This window comes from Actinomadura sp. B10D3, from assembly GCF_039871695.1.
GTDB lineage: Bacteria > Actinomycetota > Actinomycetes > Streptosporangiales > Streptosporangiaceae > Spirillospora > Spirillospora madurae.
Genome location: NZ_JBDPLY010000017.1, coordinates 1 through 13371 on the forward strand (window position 1 = coordinate 1; position 13371 = coordinate 13371).

16 protein-coding genes are annotated in these 13371 nt (G+C 73.0%); 7 read left to right on the forward strand and 9 right to left on the reverse strand.

The window, feature by feature from the left end:
- Nucleotides 1–134: 134 nt before the first annotated feature.
- Nucleotides 135–1325 (reverse strand): MFS transporter, encoded by a 1191-nt coding sequence (locus tag ABGB11_RS24240; RefSeq protein WP_347636241.1) that lies wholly within the window; start codon nt 1323–1325, stop codon nt 135–137.
- Nucleotides 1326–1380: 55 nt separating this feature from the next.
- Here ABGB11_RS24240 and ABGB11_RS24245 point away from each other — a divergent pair, with 55 nt between their 5' ends.
- Nucleotides 1381–2142 carry an AraC family transcriptional regulator gene (locus ABGB11_RS24245; protein WP_347636242.1) on the forward strand — a complete coding sequence of 254 codons (762 nt, stop codon included), beginning with the start codon at nt 1381–1383 and terminating at the stop codon, nt 2140–2142.
- A 40-nt stretch (nt 2143–2182) separates the two neighbouring features.
- Here the strand turns inward: ABGB11_RS24245 and ABGB11_RS24250 are convergent, their stop codons facing one another.
- The 3 genes from ABGB11_RS24250 to ABGB11_RS24260 all read right to left on the reverse strand — a co-directional run bounded on the left by ABGB11_RS24250 (nt 2183) and on the right by ABGB11_RS24260 (nt 5153).
- Nucleotides 2183–3199: a TerC family protein gene (locus ABGB11_RS24250; RefSeq protein ID WP_347636244.1), complete on the reverse strand. Its 1017-nt coding sequence runs from the start codon at nt 3197–3199 to the stop codon at nt 2183–2185.
- Between the two features lie 786 nt (nt 3200–3985).
- Nucleotides 3986–4348: a DsrE family protein gene (locus tag ABGB11_RS24255; RefSeq protein ID WP_347636245.1), complete on the reverse strand. Its 363-nt coding sequence runs from the start codon at nt 4346–4348 to the stop codon at nt 3986–3988.
- A gap of 145 nt (nt 4349–4493) precedes the next feature.
- A complete protein-coding gene (locus ABGB11_RS24260; RefSeq protein WP_347636246.1) occupies nt 4494–5153 on the reverse strand; it encodes a GIDE domain-containing protein in 660 nt (219 codons plus the stop codon).
- Between the two features lie 111 nt (nt 5154–5264).
- Here ABGB11_RS24260 and ABGB11_RS24265 point away from each other — a divergent pair, with 111 nt between their 5' ends.
- The 4 genes from ABGB11_RS24265 to ABGB11_RS24280 all read left to right on the forward strand — a co-directional run bounded on the left by ABGB11_RS24265 (nt 5265) and on the right by ABGB11_RS24280 (nt 8067).
- Nucleotides 5265–5750: an FABP family protein gene (locus ABGB11_RS24265; RefSeq protein ID WP_347636248.1), complete on the forward strand. Its 486-nt coding sequence runs from the start codon at nt 5265–5267 to the stop codon at nt 5748–5750.
- Nucleotides 5751–6079: 329 nt separating this feature from the next.
- Nucleotides 6080–6496, forward strand: coding sequence for a transcriptional repressor (locus ABGB11_RS24270; protein ID WP_347636249.1), 417 nt, complete (start codon nt 6080–6082; stop codon nt 6494–6496).
- Nucleotides 6497–6505: 9 nt separating this feature from the next.
- Nucleotides 6506–7489: a folate-binding protein gene (locus ABGB11_RS24275; RefSeq protein ID WP_347636251.1), complete on the forward strand. Its 984-nt coding sequence runs from the start codon at nt 6506–6508 to the stop codon at nt 7487–7489.
- A gap of 80 nt (nt 7490–7569) precedes the next feature.
- The gene (locus tag ABGB11_RS24280) at nt 7570–8067 is read left to right on the forward strand and encodes a hypothetical protein (RefSeq protein WP_347636252.1); all 498 of its coding nucleotides are present in this window, start codon (nt 7570–7572) and stop codon (nt 8065–8067) included.
- A 37-nt stretch (nt 8068–8104) separates the two neighbouring features.
- On the opposite strand, the gene dtd is transcribed toward ABGB11_RS24280, so the two are convergent.
- Nucleotides 8105–8530, reverse strand: a complete 426-nt coding sequence (gene dtd / locus ABGB11_RS24285) for a D-aminoacyl-tRNA deacylase (protein ID WP_347636253.1) — start codon at nt 8528–8530, stop codon at nt 8105–8107.
- Between the two features lie 20 nt (nt 8531–8550).
- On the opposite strand from dtd, the gene ABGB11_RS24290 reads away from it, so the two are divergent.
- A complete protein-coding gene (locus ABGB11_RS24290; RefSeq protein ID WP_347636255.1) occupies nt 8551–9378 on the forward strand; it encodes a 3-keto-5-aminohexanoate cleavage protein in 828 nt (275 codons plus the stop codon).
- Between the two features lie 154 nt (nt 9379–9532).
- A complete protein-coding gene (locus tag ABGB11_RS24295; RefSeq protein WP_347636256.1) occupies nt 9533–10510 on the forward strand; it encodes an asparaginase in 978 nt (325 codons plus the stop codon).
- A 170-nt stretch (nt 10511–10680) separates the two neighbouring features.
- Here the strand turns inward: ABGB11_RS24295 and ABGB11_RS24300 are convergent, their stop codons facing one another.
- The 4 genes from ABGB11_RS24300 to ABGB11_RS24315 all read right to left on the reverse strand — a co-directional run bounded on the left by ABGB11_RS24300 (nt 10681) and on the right by ABGB11_RS24315 (nt 13349).
- The gene (locus ABGB11_RS24300; RefSeq protein ID WP_347636257.1) at nt 10681–11070 is read right to left on the reverse strand and encodes a hypothetical protein; all 390 of its coding nucleotides are present in this window, start codon (nt 11068–11070) and stop codon (nt 10681–10683) included.
- A gap of 39 nt (nt 11071–11109) precedes the next feature.
- Nucleotides 11110–12354 (reverse strand): MFS transporter, encoded by a 1245-nt coding sequence (locus tag ABGB11_RS24305; RefSeq protein WP_347636259.1) that lies wholly within the window; start codon nt 12352–12354, stop codon nt 11110–11112.
- On the reverse strand, nt 12351–13043 hold the full coding sequence (locus ABGB11_RS24310; RefSeq protein WP_347636260.1) for an FCD domain-containing protein: 693 nt from the start codon (nt 13041–13043) through the stop codon (nt 12351–12353). The genes ABGB11_RS24305 and ABGB11_RS24310 overlap by 4 nt, the downstream gene beginning before the upstream one ends.
- 150 nt (nt 13044–13193) lie before the next feature.
- Nucleotides 13194–13349: a hypothetical protein gene (locus ABGB11_RS24315; protein WP_347636261.1), complete on the reverse strand. Its 156-nt coding sequence runs from the start codon at nt 13347–13349 to the stop codon at nt 13194–13196.
- Nucleotides 13350–13371: the final 22 nt, after the last annotated feature.

Sequence of the window (13371 nt, forward strand, 5' to 3'; positions counted from 1 at the left end):
ACCAGGTCATTGACCAGGGCCTGCACTGGTCGATCATCCGCCGCGAGCATCAGGCCCGAGCACGCCGAAGCCACTTCCGGCGACGCCTACACCTCCAAGTCCTACAGATCTAGTGATGTAGTACTAGCCGCTGATCAGCGGCCCGGCGCCACGTCCTCCGCGGCCCGGGGCACGGGCGCGGCGGGCACCGGGACGGCGGGCTCGGGCAGGGTGCGGATCAGCAGCCAGGCCAGGGCGGGCATCGCGATGAGCGGTGCCAGCGCCGTCCGCAGCGACGTCGCGTCCGCGACGCTCCCGAGGATCGGGCTGGCAAGGCCGCCGATGCTGACGGTCAGCCCGAGCGTGACGCCGCTCGCGGTGCCGACCCGGGTGGGCAGGTAGTCCTGGCCGAGGGTGACCTGGAGGGAGAACGGGATGTAGAGCCCGGCCGAGGTCAGGGCGATGAACAGGTAGATCGCCGGGCCGGGGACGAACACGATGCCCGCGACGGCGGCGGCCGTCAGGAGGTACGACCGGCGCACGGCGGTGACCCGGTCCCAGCGGGCGGCCAGGGAGCCGCCGAGGACGGTGCCCACCGCGCCGCCGAGGTACAGCACGAACAGGGCGGCGGTGCCCGCGGCCACGCCTCCTCCCGTGCGCTGCCGCGCGTAGAACGAGATGAACGTGGCCATCCCCATGAACACGACGGATCGGCAGACCACGGCCAGCGACAGCTTGACGAAAGAGCGCCGGTCGTCCACGCCTCGCTTGGCAGAGGAGCCGGAGCCACCGGGCGACGTCCTCTCCAGCGCGCGCAGAACGGGCAGGCACAGGACGCTGCCCGCGAGGGCCGGGACGGCGAGGAACGGCGTGAACCGCAGGTCGTGCGGGGCGATCACGGCGGCGACCAGGAGGGGCGCCAGCGCGAATCCGACGTTGCCGCCGACGGAGAACCAGCTCATCGCGGTGTGGCTCCCCCCGCTGGCCCTGCGGGCGACCCGGGCCGACTCGGGGTGGTACGCGGCGACCCCGACCCCGGAGACCGCCACGAACGCCAGCGTGAGCGCGTAGTCGCCGCTGAGCCCGCTCAGCGCGATCCCGGCCCCGCCGAGGAACGTGCTCAGGGGCAGCAGCCAGGGCATCGGCCACCGGTCGGTGAGCGCGCCGAACAGGGGCTGCGCCACGGACGAGAGCAGCGACGCGGCGAGGACGATCCCGGAGGCGGCGGCGTAGGTGTAGTGGCGCTCGGCGACGAAGAACGGGACGAGCGCCGTCACGGACCCCTGGTAGACGTCCACGCAGGCGTGCCCGGCCGAAAGGAAGAGGACCTGCTTTCGCGATGACACGGCGTTCATGCTTCCGCCGGGGCGGCATGTCGGGCTTCCGATAATCTGCCAATCGATGCAGGAAATCCGCCATCAACCGGCCGCCCCCACCCGCACGCGCTGGCTGGCTCCAGGCGCCGCCATCGACGCCCACCGGCACGACGACCACCACATCGCCTATGCCGGGCGGGGCGTCGTGTCCGTCACCACCGACGCCGGGACGTGGGTGGCGCCCGCCAACCGCGCCATCTGGATCCCCGCCGGCGCCGCCCACGCCCACCAGGCCCACGGCGAGGTCGAACTGCACCTGGTCGGCCTCCCCGCCACCGACAACCCGCTCGGCCTGGACGAGCCGTCCGTGCTCATCGTGAGCCCGCTGCTGCGGGAGCTGATCCTCGCCTACACCCGCGAGCCCGGCCGCCCCGGCGATCCCGCGCGCGCACGGCTTCGCGCGGTGCTGCTCGACCGGTTGCGCACGTCGGCGCAGCAGCCCCTGCATCTGCCCGCTCCGACCGTCCCGCAGCTCACGGCGCTGTGCGGCATCCTGCACGCCGACCCCGCCGACAGGCGCACCCTGGCGGAGCTGGGCCGGGAGGTCGGCGCGAGCGACCGGACGCTGTCCCGGCTCTTCAGAGCCGACCTCGGCATGACGTTCCCGCAGTGGCGCACCCAGCTGCGCCTCCACCACGCGCTGGTCCTGCTCGCCGAGAACACGCCTGTGACCGCCGTGGCCCACCAGTGCGGCTGGTCGTCGGCCAGCGCGTTCATCGACGTCTTCCGGCGGGCCTTCGGGCACACGCCGGGTGCGCACGGGGCCGGTGACGGCACCGGCCCGTGACGGCACCGGCCCGTGACCGTCCGCCCCTGAGCACCGCCCCTCAGCGCTCGGCGGGCTGCTCCTCGCGGGCATCCCTCCGGCGCTTGCGGAGGGCGCCCGGCTTGGCCTTCTCCTCCGGGTGGTGCCGGACGCGGACCAGGCTGGCCCCGGTGGTGACCAGCAGGATCACCAGGATGACGCCGAGCGAGAGCGGCGTCGGGATCTCGGGGACCGACGTCGTGACGTCCTCGTGCAGGAACTGGACGATCAGCTTGACGCCGATGAACGCGAGGATGACCGACAGGCCGATCGACAGGTAGACCAGGCGTTCCAGCAGGCCCTCGATGAGGAAGTAGAGGGCGCGCAGGCCGAGCAGGGCGAACGCGTTCGCGGTGAAGACGAGGAACGGGTCCTTCGTCACGCCGAAGACGGCCGGGATGGAGTCCAGCGCGAAGAGGACGTCGGTGCTGCCGATGGCGATGAACACCAGGAGCAGCGGTGTCATGACGCGCTGCCCGTCCTCGTGGGCGAGCATCCGCCCGCCGTGGAAGTCCTGGCTGACCGGGAGGATCGTGCGCGCCCGGCGGACGAGGAAGGTGTCCTCCACATCGGGCTCCTCGTTGCGGTGCCGGATCAGCTGGATCGCCGTCCAGATGAGGATCAGCCCGAAGAGCAGGAACGTGAAGGAGAACAGGCTGATCGCGGCGGCGCCGACCGCGATGAGGACGGCCCGCAGGGCGAGCGCGGCGGCGATCCCGAACAGCAGCGCCTTCTGCTGGAACTCCTGGGGCACCGCGAACCGCGCCATGATGATCACGAAGACGAAGAGGTTGTCGACCGACAGGCTCTTCTCGACGATCCAGCCGGAGAAGTACTCGGTGCCCGCCGTCGCCCCGCCGAGGACCCACACCGCGAGACCGAACAGCAGCGCGGCGGCGATGTAGAACACCGACCAGAAGGTGGCCTCGCGGATCCCGACCGCGTGCGGCCGCCGGACCGCGACCAGCAGGTCGAAGACGAACAGCATGGTGATCAGCGCGATCGTCGCGACCCAGGCCCATGCGGGTATGTCGACCATCCGGGGGCTCCCACGTCGGAAGGGATGTCGGCTGGTCTATATCCGTTATGGACGCCGTCATCCACACTCAGGCGGATCTGAGTACTCGCGCCGATGCCGCGGCGCCCCGCGGGCGGCGAGGCTGCGGGCATGGAGACCACCCGCCGGCGCCCGCCCGGCCTCACCGCACCGGCGGCCCTCGCCGCCAAGGCGGCGCTCGCCGCCCTCCTCGCCCTCGCCGTCGCCTTCCCCGAATGGGACCGGTTCGCGGACAAGGCCATGGGCGTCCGCGTCGCCGCCTACCCCGCGGCCGTCATGCTCGTCACGCTCGTCTGGGCGCTGCGCGGGCGGGGCCGGCCGTTCCCGTGGGACGTCGACCTCCTCGTCACGCTGCCCTTCCTCGTGGACGTCGCCGGGAACGCCGCCGACCTCTACGACACGGTCGGCTGGTTCGACGACGCCTGCCACTTCGGGAACTGGGCCCTGCTGAGCGCCGCCGCCGGCCTCGTCCTGCGCCGCAAGGGCGGCCTGCCCGCCTGGACGCTGGCCCTGACCTGCGCCGGCCTCGGCGCCGCCGCGGCCATCGTCTGGGAGTTCTTCGAGTTCGGCGTCTTCATCCTCGACACCCCCGAGGCCGTCACGATCTACCGCGACACCATCGGGGACCTCATGCTCGGCCTGGCCGGCTCCGTGGTCGGCGGCCTCGTCGTCGCCGCCCGCACCAGGCCTCTGGCACGTCCGCTCCCCGCGGTGGCGCGGCCGGGCCTCAGCCTGGACACCACGGTCCACCTGTGGCTGCTGCCCGGTTCAGTACACCAGGGCCTGGACGTCGTCGGAGGTGATCTCCTCGACGAAGGTCGGGGCGCCGGCGATGCGGACGCCCGGCAGGACGTCGTCCGGGCCGATCTCGCGGCGGGCCGCGCACTGGGTGCAGAGGGTGACGCGCCCCGCGGAGAGGACGACGGTGAGAAGGTCGTCCAGCGGGGTGGCGTGCGGCAGTGAGAACTCCGCCGCCCGCCCCGGCAGCGCGAACCAGGCCGACTCGCCGGTCAGCCACAGCGAGACCGGCACACCGCTCGCGGCGGCGGCGGCCGCCACCGTGAACGCCTGGTTGCAGCGCTCCGGGGCGTCGGCGCCCGCCGTCACCTTGATCACCAGTGGTCGGGCCATAGTCGCACTCTAGTCCCGGGATACCGCGTAGCATCCTGCGCTGTGGGCGGAATGGTGAACGCGGCGATCCTCGTCGCCGTGCTCGGACTCATGGCGGTGGCCGCCGTGCTCCTCGTGATCCGCCTGAGCCGCCTGAAATAGGCGCTCAGTCGAAATGGTCGAGGGCGACGATCACCGCGGAGGCGAGGACGAGGCACGCGCCGCCGCCGTACCCGATCCCCATGAACACCGCGGCCCGCCGCCCGAACTCGCGGCGCGTCCGCGTGGTGATGCTGTACTGGCCGGTCTTCTCGTCCCTGCCGATCGACCCGCCCGTCGCGGTGCCGAGGATGTACAGCGGACGCCCGGCCGGCAGGATCCACTCCTCGTAGCGGTATTCGGACACCTCCTCGGTCGTCAGGCCCGGCAGGGACCCGCGCTCGGGACGGCGCTCGTCCATCGTCCGGACGGCCCCGTCGACGGCCGCGGTCCCCGGGTCGACGGTGAAGCGCCCCGACTCGTCCTGGAGAGGGAACGGCACCGCCGACTTCTCGTCCATGAAGACCCGCCTGCCGCTCCGGGTCTTCGCCGTGGCGCGGACGCGGTACCAGGCGCACGGCGTCCCGGAGAACGGCGCCGGCTGGACGGCCTGCGCCGTCCCGCTCACCTGGCAGGGCACACCGCCGGGCAGCCCCGCCACCCCCGCGCAGCTCGTCGCGACGGCGCGGCGCAGGCTGCGGAACCGCAGCCGCCACACCCAGCCGGCGGCGAGCAGCACCGCGGCCAGGATCAGCAGGAAGACGATCGCCGGGGAGAGATCGGACACGGTCCAATGATCGGGACCGGGGACGGCGCCCCGACAGGGACGGCGGTCCCCCTCCGGCCGGGCCGGCGGCCGGGACGCGCCGGGCCGCGGGCGCCGCTACGCTCGGTGCCCATGGATCCTGAGCTGCACCCGGACCTTGAGCCCCTGGCGTTCCTCCTCGGCACCTGGGAGGGCGCCGGGGTGGGCGGCTACCCGACGATCGAGTCGTTCAACTTCGGCCAGGAGATCTCCTTCACCCACGTCGGCAAGCCCTTCCTCGTCTACGCGAGCCGGACCTGGATGATCGAGGAGGACGGCACCCTCGGCCGTCCGCTCGCCGTGGAGACGGGGTACTGGCGGCCACAACCCGGCCACCAGGTCGAGGTGACGCTGGCCCACCCGACCGGCATCGTGGAGATCTACGTCGGGAACGTGGCGTTCAACCGGGTGGAGCTGAAGACCGACGTCGTCGCGCGCACGGAGTCGGCCAAGGAGGTCACCGCGGGCCACCGCCTGTACGGGCTGATCGGGGAGGACCTCGGCTGGGCCTACGACATGGCGGCGATGGGCCAGAAGCTCCAGTCGCACGTGTCGGCGCAGCTCAAGAAGGTCTCCTGAACTCCCCGGAAAATGAACGGTCCCCGGACCTTCCCGCCGGGAGGCGGGGCGATGGACAGGACGGGTCCATCGGTCCGGGGACCGGGTAACTGCCTGGGATTCGCCGGTCACCGTCGCGACCGGTTGCCGCCGCCGGGGGCGGCGGCGCCGAGGCGGAACGGCGACTAGCGGACAGCCACCTCGCGAGTCCTAGAATCAACCATTTCTTGGACCACCTCCTTTCGCGCGTACCCCGAACGTATGTGAGCGCCGTGCGGCAGGGCAAGCGAGTTTTCCGACGGCTGAAACGCCCGGCCGGACCAGCGCCGCAGGGTTCTAGACTCGGGTGCATGGTCGAGTCGTGGCAGGACGAGCTGCGGGCGAAGGGGTACCGGGTGACGCCCCAGCGCCAGCTGGTCCTTGAGGCGGTCACCAACCTGGAGCACGGGACTCCCGAGGAGATCTGCACCGAGGTGCAGCGCACGGCCCGCGGCGTCAACATCTCCACCGTGTACCGGACGCTCGAACTCCTGGAGGAGCTCGGCCTCGTCAAGCACGCCCACCTCGGGCACGGCCCGCCGAACTACCACCTCGCCGCGGAGGCCGAGCACATCCACCTCGTCTGCCGCGGCTGCCACACCGTGGAGGACGTCGACCCGCGCGCCGCGTCCGGCCTGGCCGACGTCCTGCGGCGCGACTTCGGCTTCGAGACCGACGTGCACCACCTCACCGTCTACGGGCGGTGCAAGGAGTGCCGCGCCACATAGTCTGGACGCATGGGAAGCCCTCTGCTGCAGTCGCCCGGAGCCGTCGCCGCCGACGCGCCCGACCAGGAGGTCGCCGCGCACTACGGGGACCCCGCGCACGAGCAACGCGCCCTCGAAGAGGGGACGGCGTTCACCGACCGGAGCAACCGCGGCGTCGTCCGCGTTTCCGGGCCGGACCGGCTGAGCTGGCTGCACAGCCTCCTGAGCCAGCACCTGGACGGCCTGAAGCCGTTCGAGCCGACCGAGGCGCTGCTGCTCAGCCCGAACGGGCACATCGAGCACCACCTCTTCCTCGTCGACGACGGCGAGGCCGTGTGGGCGCACGTCGAGCCGGGGACGGCGCCCTCGCTGGTGGAGTTCCTCGACCGGATGCGGTTCATGCTGCGCGTCGAGGTCGCCGACGTGTCGGACGCGTACATGGTGATCACCGGGCCGCCGTCGGCCGAAGCCGGCCCGGCCTGGCCGGACGTGGCGGGCACGACGACGCGGATCGTCCCGCGCGGCTCCTTCCCCGAGGGCCTGCGGCCCGCGGGGATCTGGGCGTACGAGGCGCTGCGCATCGCCGAGCACCGTCCCCGCTTCGGGCTCGACACCGACCACCGGACGATCCCGCACGAGGCGGGGTACGTGGAGACCGCCGTCCATCTGGAGAAGGGCTGCTACCGGGGGCAGGAGACCGTCGCCCGCGTCCACAACCTGGGGCGTCCCCCGCGCCGCCTGGTGTTCCTGCACCTGGACGGCAGCGTCGACCGGCTCCCCGCCCACGGCGACCCGGTCGAGATCCCGGGCGGGCGCGCGGTGGGCTCCGTCGGCTCGGCGGCCCGCCACCACGAGCTCGGCCCGATCGCGCTCGCGCTGGTCAAGCGCAACGTCCCGGTGGACGCCGAGCTGCTCGCGGGCGGCGTCGCGGCGGCCCAGGAGGTCGTCGTCTCCCCGGAGACCGGGGCGAACGCGCAGATCGCCCTCCGCCGCCGGGCGGCGAAACACGGGTAGCAGGCGGCCTCCCGGGCGAATATCGTCTGACATAGACGAATTCTGACCGGCCGGCGCCCAGGGAAGGTGGATTCCTACCGATGGTCCCGAACCTGGGGAAAGAGGAGCCGCAGGCATCCAGGAGAGGGACCCGGCGCCGCCCGGGCCGGGAGTCCGCGCTGGTCTGGTGGGCCCTGTTCGCGGCCGTCTTCGGGGCGGCGTGGTGGTTCCAGTCGTGGCGCGTCGCGCTGCTCGGGCTGCTGGGCTGGTGCCTGTACGAGTTCATGCTGGTCCCGACGATGTGCCGCATCCTGACCCAGCAGGGCGCCGCCTGCACGGAGCGGACGCGGGGGCGGCTGTTCGCCTGCGCCCGTCCCGGCCACCAGCGGCTCCGCAACGACGCGCTGTGGCGCCTCGTGGGCCTCCGCAACCCGTTCCAGAAGCCGCTGCCGGCCGAAGACCCCGAGCGCGACACCGGCGTCGTGGTCGTCTCCCCGGACGTGCGCGGGCGCCTCGTCCCGCAGGACCGGGCCCTCATCCTGCTCGCCGCCGCGGGGACGATCGGGGCACTCGTCGGCATGGTCTACGGGTTCCGGTGACCCGGCCGCTTCGGCCCGGCTCGCGGGCCTGCGGTGGTCAGACGTCCAGGACGAGGGTGATCGGGCCGTCGTTGACGAGCGCGACCTTCATGTCGGCGCCGAACTCGCCCGTCTCGACCTTCGCCCCCAGGTTTCGAAGCTCGTGGACGACCGCGTCCACCAGGGGCTCGGCGACGGGACCGGGTGCGGCGGCCGTCCAGGACGGGCGGCGGCCCTTCCGCGCGTCGCCGTAGAGGGTGAATTGGCTCACGACGAGGAGCGGCGCGTTCACGTCCGAGCACGACTTCTCATCCTGCAGGATGCGCAGCCCCCACAGCTTCGCGGCCAGCCTGCGGGCCTTTTCCGGGCCGTCGTCGTGGGTCACGCCGACCAGGACGAGCAGTCCCGGCCCCTCGATCGCACCGGTGACGCGCCCGTCCACGGACACGCTGGCCTGGCTCACCCTCTGGACTACCGCACGCATGACCATGCATTCTGCCGCCTATGGGAGCAACGACGCTCATCACGGTGGCGCCCACGGGCGCGGAGTCCGCCAAGGCGGACGTTCCGGCCCTGCCCGTCACCCTGGAGGAACTCGTCCAGACGGCCAAGGAGTGCGAGGCCGCCGGGGCGGCCGTGATCCACGTGCACATCCGCGACGACGACGCGCGGCCCACGCTCGACCCGTCCCGGCTGCGGGACACGGTGAGGGCGCTGCGGGAGAGCACGGGGCTGATCGTCCAGCTGTCCACGGGGGGCGCGGTCACCGACCCGTACGAGGACAGGCTTCGCGTGCTGGACGCTGAGCCCGACATGTGCTCGCTCACCTGCGGGACGGTCAACTTCGGCGACGACGTGTTCATGAACCCGTGGCCGTTCATGGTGGAGCTGTACCAGCGCACGCAGGAGCTGGAGGTCGTCCCGGAGTTCGAGCTGTTCGACCTGGGGCACGTGGCGGCGCTGCGGCGGCTGCTGGACAAGTACGGGTCTCCGTACGGCGGGCACGTCCACTGCGACCTGGTGATGGGCGTCCCGGGCGGTATGGCGGGCGACGCGCGGTCGCTGGTGGCGGCCGTCGAGGCGCTGCCGGAGGGGGCGACGTGGTCGGCCACCGGCATCGGGCGGACGTCCCTCCCCGTGCTGTTCGCGGCGTTGTCGGCGGGCGGGCATCTGCGGGTGGGGATGGAGGACACGCTCACGCTGGCGAAGGGGCGTCCGGTGACGGCGAACGTCCAGCTGGTGGAGCGGGCCGCCCAGGCCGCGCACCTGGCGCAGCGGCCGCCGATGCCCGCCGCGGACGCCCGCGCCCTTCTCGGCGTCAAGCGGCACTGATCTTGGGGTTTTCCACAGGTCGTGATTTCTCTCCCGTGGGGTGAGCGGGGTACTTGACGATGGAGGTAGCGGGTCCGCCCCCGGGTGGGTGGGGCCTGCTTTTCGACAGCTCGGTGTTCCGCTGTTCCGGTGCCGGTGTGACGAGGTGGGCCTGATGACGATCAATCCCGTGCTGGTCGAGGTCGAGCGGTCCGGGTTCGTGGAGTCGCGGCACCGCGGGGCCGCGATCGGGATCGACGCCGGCGGGGCGGTCGCCGTCCGCGCCGGCGACCCGGCGGCGCCGGTGTTCCCGCGGTCGGCGAACAAGCCGATGCAGGCGGTCGCGATGCTGCGCTCCGGCCTCGACCTCGACGACGAGCTGCTGGCGCTCGCCGCGGGCAGCCACTCCGGCGAGGACTTCCACATGGAGGGGGTCGAGAAGATCCTCTCCGGCGCCGGGCTCGTCGCCGCCGACCTGCGCTGCCCGGAGAGCTGGCCGCTCGACCCCGCCACCCAGCACGACATCGCCCGCACCGGCCGCGGCCCCTCCCGGCCGCGGATGAACTGCTCGGGCAAGCACGCCGCGATGCTCGCCACGTGCGTCACCGCCGGCTGGCCCACCGATGGCTACCTCGACCCCGGCCACCCGCTGCAGCGCGCCGTCCGCGACGTCGTCGAGGAGATGGCGGGCGAGCCCGTCGCGGCGGTCGGCGTCGACGGCTGCGGCGCGCCCCTGTTCGCCGTGTCGATCGCCGGGGTGGCGCGGGCGTTCCGCGCGCTCGTCCTCGCCGGGCCCGGCACCCCCGAGCGCCGCGTCGCGGACGCGATGCGGACCCATCCGCAGTGGACGTCCGGCACCCGGCGCGAGGAACTGTGGCTCATGGAAGCGGTGCCGGGCCTGCTGGTCAAGTGCGGCGCGGAGGGGGTCGACGCGTTCGCGTTCGGCGACGGCCGGGCCGGCGCCGTCAAGATCGACGACGGGGCGATGCGGGCCCGGACGCCCGTCACGGTGGCGCTGCTGCGGGCGCTCGGCGTCCACGACGGCGCGGACAAGGCCGCCCTGGACGAGCTGTCGATCGTCCAGGTGCGGGGCGGTGACGGCGTCGTCGGCGCGATCCGCCCGGCCCCCGGCGTCTTCGGCCAGCCGTCCTAGAACCGGCAACTCACGGCAGGGGAGCGGAATCGCCTTCCCCGACGGATCGCATCCGGCGGGCACTTCCGGCACGACGCTCTTCTTCGAGCCCGTCGCCGTCACCTTCGACTTCAGCGGGTATGACCATCTTCATCGCACGCCGATGAGGCGCCCGCGGCGCCGAGGACGGTTCAGCGGCCTTCGGGGTTCGAGGTCTTCTTGAGCTCTTCGAACTCCTGTTTGAAGACCGTCTGCTCGTACAGGACGCCGTCCGGCCACGGCTTCTTCGGCTCCCGGCCCGGCTGCGGGTTGTCGCGCCGGAACTCCTCCGGCTGCGTCTCCTTGCTGGGCGGGTAGCTGTGGGAGAACATCCCGGGCGTGTAGGTGTACACGCCGCCCTGCTCCATGCCGCGGTGGTTGTCCTGGTCGTTCCTGCGGTCGGGATGGATCTTCCTGGACGAGGCGGCCCTCAGCATGTACAGCCGGGCGATCGTCAGCACGGCGGCCACCACAACGATGATCCACACCCACCTGAGCGCGACGGTGGGGGATGTGTCGGCCAAGATCCTCTGGGCGAGCACGGCGGTCACCTCCGATGACGCGAACGACCCCTGACGGGGTCAGTTAGGGATGTGTCCGCTAATGTCCAGATTAATCTCCTCGCGGGCCGTGCCCGCGGGCGCGCCGACCGTGCGGAGCCGGCCCGCCGCCATGCCGGGCGCGGCCATGACGGCGCACACCGCGAGCACGGTGACCGTCGGAACGGTCCATCCACCGGTGGCGTCGTGCAGCGCCCCGATGGCGAGCGGGCCGAGCGCCGCGATCACGTACCCGACGCCCTGCGCCATCCCGGAGAGCTGCGCCGCGACCTGGGCGTCGTGCGCGCGGAGCCCGATGAACGACAGCGCGGTCGCGAACCCGAAGCCCCCGCCGATGCCGAGGATCACCGTCCAGCCCCACACCGTCGCGATCGGTGCCCAGGCGATGCCGGCGAAGCCGATCGCCGACAGCACCGCCGTGGCGATCACCAGCGGGCGCTGGTCGCTGGTCCGGCGGGCGATCAGCGGGACACCCAGCGACCCGGCCGCCTGCATCGCCGACGCGAGCGCGAGCACGTACCCGGCGGCCGCCTCGCCCATCCCGCGGTCCTGGCAGATCGTGGGCACCCAGGCCAGCAGGACGTACGCGAGCAGCGACTGCAGCCCCATGAACACCGTGACGTTCCAGGCCAGCCCGGACCGCCACACCAGCGCCGCGACCCCCTGCCGGTGCACCGCGGGCGGCGCCGAGCGGGCCGCGTGCGCCGCCCGCCGCGCCCGCGGCGTCCACAGCAGCCCGGCGAGCGCCGCCGGGATCGCGAGCAGGCCGAGCGGCAGCTTCCAGGTGGCGTCGAAGAGGTCCTCCACGGGGACGGCGAGGCCGGACGCCAGGCACGCGCCGGCCGTGATCGCGACCGTGTAGACCGACGTCACCGTCGTGATCCGGTCCGGATGGTCCCGCTTGATGATCCCCGGCATCGCGATGTTGCCGACGCTGATCGCGATACCGGCGGCGAGGGATCCGGCGAACAGCGCGAACGCGCCGTCCAGCAGCCGCACCACCAGCGCGGTGACGAGCAGCGCCATCGCGGTGACCAGCAGCGTTTCGCCGCGCGGTGCGCGCCGCAGGAACGCCGCGGCCAGCCCGTAGGAGCCGAAGAACGCCAGCGGGAGGGTGGTCAGCGCGCCGGCCGCCGTCCCGGACAGGTGGAACGCGTCGCTGATCTCGGTGAGCAGCGGGCCGACCGCCGCGACCGCCGGCCGCAGGTTGACCGCCACCACGACGATCATGAGGAGGGACCCGGCGAGGGCGCGCCGTCCCGTCACCGTCCGGCCTCCTCGTCGAGCAGGGCCTCCAGGACGGCCAGGGTCGGCTCGACGACGGCCGCGGCGGCCGCCGCGGCCGCCTCCGGGTCGCCCGCGGCGATCGCGTCCAGCACCGCGCGGTGCCGGGCGGGGCCGGCCTCCGGCACCTCGCGGTCCAGCCTGATCATGCGCATCGACTCGTGCAGCCGGTCGATGAAGAACCGCATCGCCTCGATCAGCACCGGGTTCCGGGTCGCCTCCGCCACGCCCAGGTGGAAGCGCGCGTCGGCGGCGCCGAACGCGTCCGGCTCGGTGGCCTCGTCGCGGGCGCGGAGCAGGTCCTCCAGCCGCGCGAGGTCGGCCTCGGTGCGGCGGCGTGCGGCGAGACGGGCGGCCTGGACGTCGTAGGCGAGCTGCACCTCGAAGACGTCCCGCGCGGAGGCGCGCGAGACCCGGCGCAGGAGCGGGCGGGGGTCGGCGCTGCTGCGCACGTACGTCCCGTCGCCGCGGCGCACCTCCAGCACGCCGACGTGCGACAGCGCCCTGATCGCCTCCCGGACGGCCGGGCGGCTCACGCCGAGCTGCGCGGCGAGGTCCGTCTCCGCCGGGATGCGCGCGCCGACCGCCCAGGCGCCGCCGCTGACCTGCTCCTGGAGCTGGTCGAGGACGGCGTCCACCGTCGACCCGCCCGGCACCGGCCTCAAACCCACACAAATCACCCCTGTCAGACGTCAGACATCTTACCGGGCAGGGATGGAACGGTCCGATGAGACCCGTGATGACCGCCGGGAGGGGTCTCGGCGGCCACCACGGGCGTCGGGGCGCCCGCCGGCCCCGCCGGCCCCGCCGGCCTCGGCGGCTCAGCGGGGCCGGCGCCGGCGCGCTTCCCGGGACGTCATCAGCACCACGAGGATCCACGCGATGAGCGTCACGAAGATGACGGCCGGGCCGATGGCCAGGAACAGGGCGTCCCCGAGCCTGGCGGGGTCGTCGGCGAGCACGGCGGCGGTCGGCATGGGGCGCACACCTCCTCGCCCC